Below are 6,085 nucleotides of genomic sequence, written 5' to 3'. Positions count from 1 at the left end.
AACCTAGAATACGACCGGAGCAAGGCGAAGCGGAGAGATCTACCTCGAGACAGATTTCTCGGCTTCGTTACACTTCGCTCGAAATGACGATACGAGGGGAGAGTACAGCGTTGTTTCGATCGCTGCTGATTTTATTTTGAAAATAGCTTTGAGGGATGGATGGTTAAAATTCCATCATCCATCCCACATTTTACATCTTACATTACTTCAATTCCAGCACTACTACCGATTGCGCAGGTACTTCTACTTTAAGCGAGTTGCCGGATTTTTTTGCACCTGTAAATTTTGAATTGTGCACTTTGTTAGGATCGTTAAAGGTATTGATATCGGTAAGTTTGGCTGAGGTTAAAATCTGTCCGCTTACGGAGTTCCATTTCAATCCATCCAAAACCGTATTTAAAGAAATTTTCCTGTTCGGATCTAAATTTACCAGCGAAATGTGGACCGCACCTGTGCTATCCTGCGATGCCGAAACATTTAATGCCGGGATTTTTTGATCGCCCACAACGTAATCTGGACTGGTAAATGCAATTGGTAAATATTTGGCATTCTGATGCACTTTGTACAGGTCGAAAACATGGTAGGTGGGCGTGAGCACCATTTTATCTTTTTCGGTAAGGATAAGTGCCTGCAATACATTTACTGTTTGGGCCAGATTGGCCATTTTAACGCGGTCTGAATGGTTGTTAAAGATGTTTAAGGTTGTTCCGGCGATCAGCGCATCACGTAAACTATTCTGTTGGTACAAAAAGCCAGGGTTTGTTCCCGGTTCTACATCCGTCCAGATTCCCCATTCATCAACTACTAAAGCCACCTTCTTTTTAGGATCGTATTTATCCATTATTGCACTGTGTTTGGTAACCAGCTCTTCCATGTGGAGGCAGTTTTTCATGGTCGAAAAGTACTGTGCTTCATCAAATTTGGTTGCTGATCCCTTTTTGCCCCAGTTTCCGGTTGGGATGGTATAATAGTGAAGGGTTAAACCCCACATCTGGTTCCCGATATTTTTCATACAGGTTTCTGTCCAGTTATAATCGTCGGCGTTTGCACCACTGGCAATTCTTTTTAATGGCGCTCCCGGGTAATTGCGGGCATAGGTAGCGTACCTGCGGTAAAGATCAGAATAGTAGGCAGGCGTCATGTTACCGCCACAGCCCCAGCTTTCGTTACCAACGCCCCAAAAAGAAACTTTCCAGGGTTTTTCCCTGCCGTTCTGGCTACGTATTGCCGTCATAGGGCTTACCCCATCAAAATTGAGGTATTCTACCCATTTGGCCATTTCTTCAACCGTTCCACTCCCCACATTACCGGCAATGTAGGGTTCGCAATCGAGCATTTGGCAGAGGTCTAAAAACTCATGTGTACCAAAGCTATTATCTTCGGTAACGCCGCCCCAATTGGTGTTCACCATTTTCGGACGCTGATTCCGTGGTCCGATGCCATCTCTCCAATGGTATTCATCCGCAAAGCAACCACCAGGCCAACGGAGGTTAGGTACTTTTATCTTTTTTAAGGCATCCACAATATCCAAACGGATCCTCCCTTTGTTGGGAATGGTAGAATTTTCATCCACCCAAAAACCATCGTAAATACACCTGCCCAAATGCTCCGAAAAGTGACCATAAATATGCCTGCTCACGATTTGATCGCCGGCGGGTTTAATGGTTAACTGTGTTTCATTTTGTGCCTGTGCAAAAACAGCGCAACATAACATGGTAGCAGAGAAGATTAGTTTTTTGATCATAAGGTTTAATATTTGGTAGGTTCTTACCATAAAAGTAAAATTTTATCAAATAATAAACGTCTTTTTAACAATTATTTTTTATGGGTATGGTTAATCGGTTAATTGTTTATCCTTCGACTACGCTCAGGAGGTTAACTGACGCAAAACGCCAGCCGCCAAACGCCAAACTAAAATCTTATCTTTAAACTTTAAAATCTTCCGTTTTGAACGCCAAAGAAATCCTGAAATCGCATATTTTAAAAACAGCTCAGTTAAATGATGAGCAGTTCGATTATTTATTTTCACATTTTAAGCCACTTTTATTTAAAAAAGGTCAGGCCATTATCAGCGAAGGAGATAAAGTTGAACATGAGTATTTTGTAGTTTCGGGTTGTTTGAAGGCTTTTTTTATCAACGATGAGATTAAAATGTATATCCTCCAGTTTGCCATGCCCACCTGGTGGACTTCTGATTATGGCGCACTTTACAACCATACCCGGGCCACCATCAGTGTAGATTGTATCAGTGATGCTGAAGTGTTATGCCTTTCTAACGATGACCGCGAAAAGCTTTGCCGCGAAATCCATCAGGTAGAACATTTTTTCCGCTGGAGAACGAACAGGGGCTACCTGGCATCACAAAAAAGGCTTTTGTCTTTTATGAACAACGATACCAAAGCCCGCTACGAAGAGCTTTTAACCCTTTACCCTCAGTTGTACAACCTGGTGCCTAAACATTTAATTGCCGCTTATCTGGGTGTTTCGAGAGAAACCCTGAGCAGACTATATAACGCTCAAAAATAGTCTCTGCAGAATGTGATGTAGATCACCTAAGGCCTGTAAATTTCCTCCTTTACTTTGTGTTGTCAAATCACTCATGATTGGCAGAACAAAAAATGGAAACTACAAAATTTGAAATTTCAAGTGCTCAAAGTAATATCAACTGGACCGGTAAAAAAGTAACCGGAGCACATAACGGAACCATAGCAGTTAAATCTGGCTCTTTAACCTTAAACGATGGTAAGCTAAACAGCGGAAACTTTATCATCGATACCACTTCTATCATTATCCTTGATGTTACCGATCCCGGAACAAATGCACAGTTTGCCGGGCATTTATTCTCGGAGGATTTTTTCGCTACGGAACAATTTCCTGAGGCTACTTTTAATATCACAGCGGTTGATGAAACCAATGAAGGCAGTAGCTTGATCACTGGCGATCTTACCATTAAAGGCATTACACATCCGGTAACTTTTGCAGCAGAGGTGGAGGTTAATGGAAATACCTTAACCGCTTCTGGTAAAATCTTCGTCGACCGTACCAAATACAACATGAAATTCAGATCAGGTAACTTTTTTACCAACCTGGGCGATACGTTGATCTATAACGAATTCGAGCTCGACGTTAATTTAACCGCATCGTTAACCATTTAAGCTAAACATTATGCCATACGTAAAAATTGAAGTAACCCGCGAAGGCGTTACCCGCGAACAGAAACAAACATTAATTAGCGGAATTACAAACCTGATTAGCGAAGTGCTGGATAAAGATCCAAAACTAACCCATATCGTGATCCAGGAAATAGAACCGGATGATTGGGGATATGCCGGCGAACAGGTATCGGTATTACGCGAAAAAGGAATAACAGCAAATAAACAACTATAAAAATCATGAAAACATTAACAGCCATTATAACAGGCGGATCTACAGGGATCGGCCGCGCCATTGCCGCTTTATTTTTAAAAAAAGGATACAATGTATTGATCAACTCGGCAAACGAACAAAACCTTATTGCAACTTTTAACGAATTGGGCCCACACCAACAACTGGCAATGGTTGCAGGTGATATCAGCAAAGCCAGCACCGGAAAACTTTTGGTAGAAACCGCAATCGAACGCTTTGGTTCGGTAGATGTGTTGGTAAACAATGCCGGTATTTTCGCTTCAAAGCCATTTTTAGAGGTAGATGAAGCGCATCTCGATCAATTTTTAAACATCAATTTAAAAGGTACTTTTTTTACCAGTCAGGCAGTCATAACACAAATGCTGAAACAGGATGGCGGCGCAATCATCAACATCGGAACCGTACTGGTAGATCATGCCATAGGCGGTTTTCCGGCAACCGCACCAATTTCGAGTAAAGGAGGAATACATGCCTTAACCAAACAGCTGGCCGCAGAATTTGGCAAACAGAATATCCGTGTTAATGGTATTGCCCCGGGAATTATCAGAAGCCCGTTGCAGGAAAAAAATGGCATTAGCGATGCCGATGCCCTAGCCGGCTTACACCTGTTGAACCGTATTGGCGAAACACAGGATGTTGCCGAACTGGCACTTTATCTGGCCGAAAGCAATTTTGTAACCGGCGAATTTATAAATCTTGATGGAGGCCATGTAGCTGGTCACCATATTGGATAAAAATTACACTAACTATAAACCAGGTATGCAGTAGAAAAGATTTTCTGCGCATACCTTAACCAATTAAAACCATGAAAAATTATAAAGAACAGTCAAATGCAATTGCAGCCGTATTATCGTCTTATTTTGAAGGTGTTTACAGCGGAGATACCAACCTGCTCAGAAAAATATTCCATCCTAAAAGCCTTGTGGTTGGAGATGTGAACGGTTTGGCCTATTTTAAAACACTTGATGAATACCTGGATGGCGTGGCCAATCGCAAAAGTCCTAAAGAATTGGATCAAACTTTTAAAATGGAAATATTATCGATAGAAATTATCAATTCTATTGCAATTGCCAAAGTTCATCTGCCTATTTTTGATTTTAATTATTACGATCTTTTATCCTTAAACTACACTGATAAGGGCTGGGTAATTGTAAACAAGTTATTAACCAACGTTAAAATTTACTAGGATGTGGAATAGAACCAGAATAACCGAACTGCTTAAAATCGAATACCCCATTTTGTTAGGGCCAATGGGAGGTGGGTTTTCGACGCCAGATCTTTTAGCAGCGGTATCGAATGCGGGCGGATTAGGAAGTATTGGTGCCTATACCTTAACACCCGAAGAAATTATCGCAACAGATAAAATAGTAAGATCGAAAACAGATAAACCTTACAATATTAATCTTTGGGTAAATGATGTTGATGAGCGTCTGGTTAATTACCCTGCTGCGAAGCAAAGGGAAATTGAAATCACATTTAAACCTTTTTTCGACGAATTGGGTATTCCTTTACCAGATCTGGACAGCAATATTCCTTCAAAATTTTTAAAACAGGTAGAAACTTTATTTGAGCTGAAACCAGCAGTGTTCAGTTTTATTTTCGGTATCCCTTCGAAAGAAATCCTTAATGAAGCGCGAAAACTGGACATCAAAACCGTTGGTGCTGCAACCACTTTAGATGAGGCTTTAGCACTGGAAGAGGCACAGGTTGATGCGATTGTTGCTACTGGATTTGAGGCAGGTGGGCACCGACCTTCGTTTCTTAAACCAGCAGATGAATCGCTAAATGGTACTTTTTCATTAATCCAGCAGGTTAAAGCAAAAATTAAAACACCCATTATTGCTGCCGGAGGCATTGTTGATGTCAAAGGGATAAAAGCAGCATTGGCTTTGGGTGCAGATGCGGTGCAGTTGGGCACTGCTTTTATGGTGACTGACGAATCGAACGCCACGCCAATGCACAAGGCAAAACTGCTTTCGGGAGAAGTAACGAATACAGTGTTATCAAAATCGTTAACCGGTAGAATGGGCAGAATGGTGCCTAACCGGATATCTGAAGCGGTAAATTATGCTACAGAAGTATTGCCTTTCCCATTGCAAACACGCCTGATGGGACCTCTAAGAACTGCCGCAATAGCGCAGGGCAGAAGTGATATGTATAATTTATGGTCGGGACAGAATACCATGAATTTAAAATATACTTCGGCAAGGGAGCTAATGGAAGCGTTGGTTAGGGAGATGGGTTAGTTTTTTGGTTAATCGGTTAATTGTTTACCCTTCGACTACGCTCAGGGGGGTAACTGTATAGCGAATTGTTCAATTGTTGCATGGCTAAATTGTTAATTTGCAACTGTAAAATATGTATGGTTCAGCGCAATACGTCATCCTGAACTTGTTTCAGGATCTTTATTTGGTGATTATTTTCGTGGTGCGAGATGTTTCCATCTTGCACTTAATCAAGTTTAAATATATGCTGAGTCAGGTGGTAACACCTGACTTCACTATAGCATTATTTGATTTGCCCTTTTTCGTGGTGTAAGATGTTCCCATCTTACACTTAATCAAATTTAAATATAAGCTGAATTAGGCGGTAAGACCTGACTTCACTGTAAAATCTATCCCGAGATAGATCTCTCCCTGCCCGAAGCAGGCGGGCACTTCACTGCGTTCCGGTCGTATTC

At 41.4% G+C, this 6,085-nt stretch carries 7 protein-coding genes; 6 read left to right on the top strand and 1 reads right to left on the bottom strand.

The genetic code is table 11. The annotated features are described in order from the left end of the window. Positions 1-202: 202 nt before the first annotated feature. Positions 203-1,744, bottom strand: a complete 1,542-nt coding sequence (locus B2V92_RS04495; protein WP_293305098.1) for an alpha-N-arabinofuranosidase — start codon at positions 1,742-1,744, stop codon at positions 203-205. A 203-nt stretch (positions 1,745-1,947) separates the two neighbouring features. On the opposite strand from B2V92_RS04495, the gene B2V92_RS04490 reads away from it, so the two are divergent. The 6 genes from B2V92_RS04490 (at position 1,948) to B2V92_RS04465 (ending at position 5,651) form a co-directional block, all read left to right on the top strand. Then, entirely contained in the window at positions 1,948-2,526 is a 579-nt protein-coding gene (locus tag B2V92_RS04490; RefSeq protein WP_293305097.1) for a Crp/Fnr family transcriptional regulator, read from the top strand. 92 nt (positions 2,527-2,618) lie between these two features. Beyond that, positions 2,619-3,155 (top strand): YceI family protein, encoded by a 537-nt coding sequence (locus B2V92_RS04485; RefSeq protein WP_293305096.1) that lies wholly within the window; start codon positions 2,619-2,621, stop codon positions 3,153-3,155. 10 nt (positions 3,156-3,165) lie between these two features. Next, on the top strand, positions 3,166-3,387 hold the full coding sequence (locus tag B2V92_RS04480) for a tautomerase family protein (protein WP_293305095.1): 222 nt from the start codon (positions 3,166-3,168) through the stop codon (positions 3,385-3,387). A gap of 5 nt (positions 3,388-3,392) precedes the next feature. Next, the gene (locus B2V92_RS04475; protein ID WP_293305093.1) at positions 3,393-4,139 is read left to right on the top strand and encodes an SDR family NAD(P)-dependent oxidoreductase; all 747 of its coding nucleotides are present in this window, start codon (positions 3,393-3,395) and stop codon (positions 4,137-4,139) included. A 71-nt stretch (positions 4,140-4,210) separates the two neighbouring features. Then, a complete protein-coding gene (locus B2V92_RS04470; protein ID WP_293305092.1) occupies positions 4,211-4,591 on the top strand; it encodes a nuclear transport factor 2 family protein in 381 nt (126 codons plus the stop codon). Between the two features lies 1 nt (position 4,592). Next, a complete protein-coding gene (locus tag B2V92_RS04465) occupies positions 4,593-5,651 on the top strand; it encodes an NAD(P)H-dependent flavin oxidoreductase (protein ID WP_293305091.1) in 1,059 nt (352 codons plus the stop codon). Positions 5,652-6,085 lie beyond the last annotated feature (434 nt).

The organism is Pedobacter sp. UBA5917 (assembly GCF_002432345.1).
In the GTDB taxonomy this organism is placed as follows: Bacteria; Bacteroidota; Bacteroidia; order Sphingobacteriales; family Sphingobacteriaceae; genus Pedobacter.
Note: the sequence above shows the minus strand (reverse complement) of the source record. Positions and strands in the feature narration are given on the sequence as shown.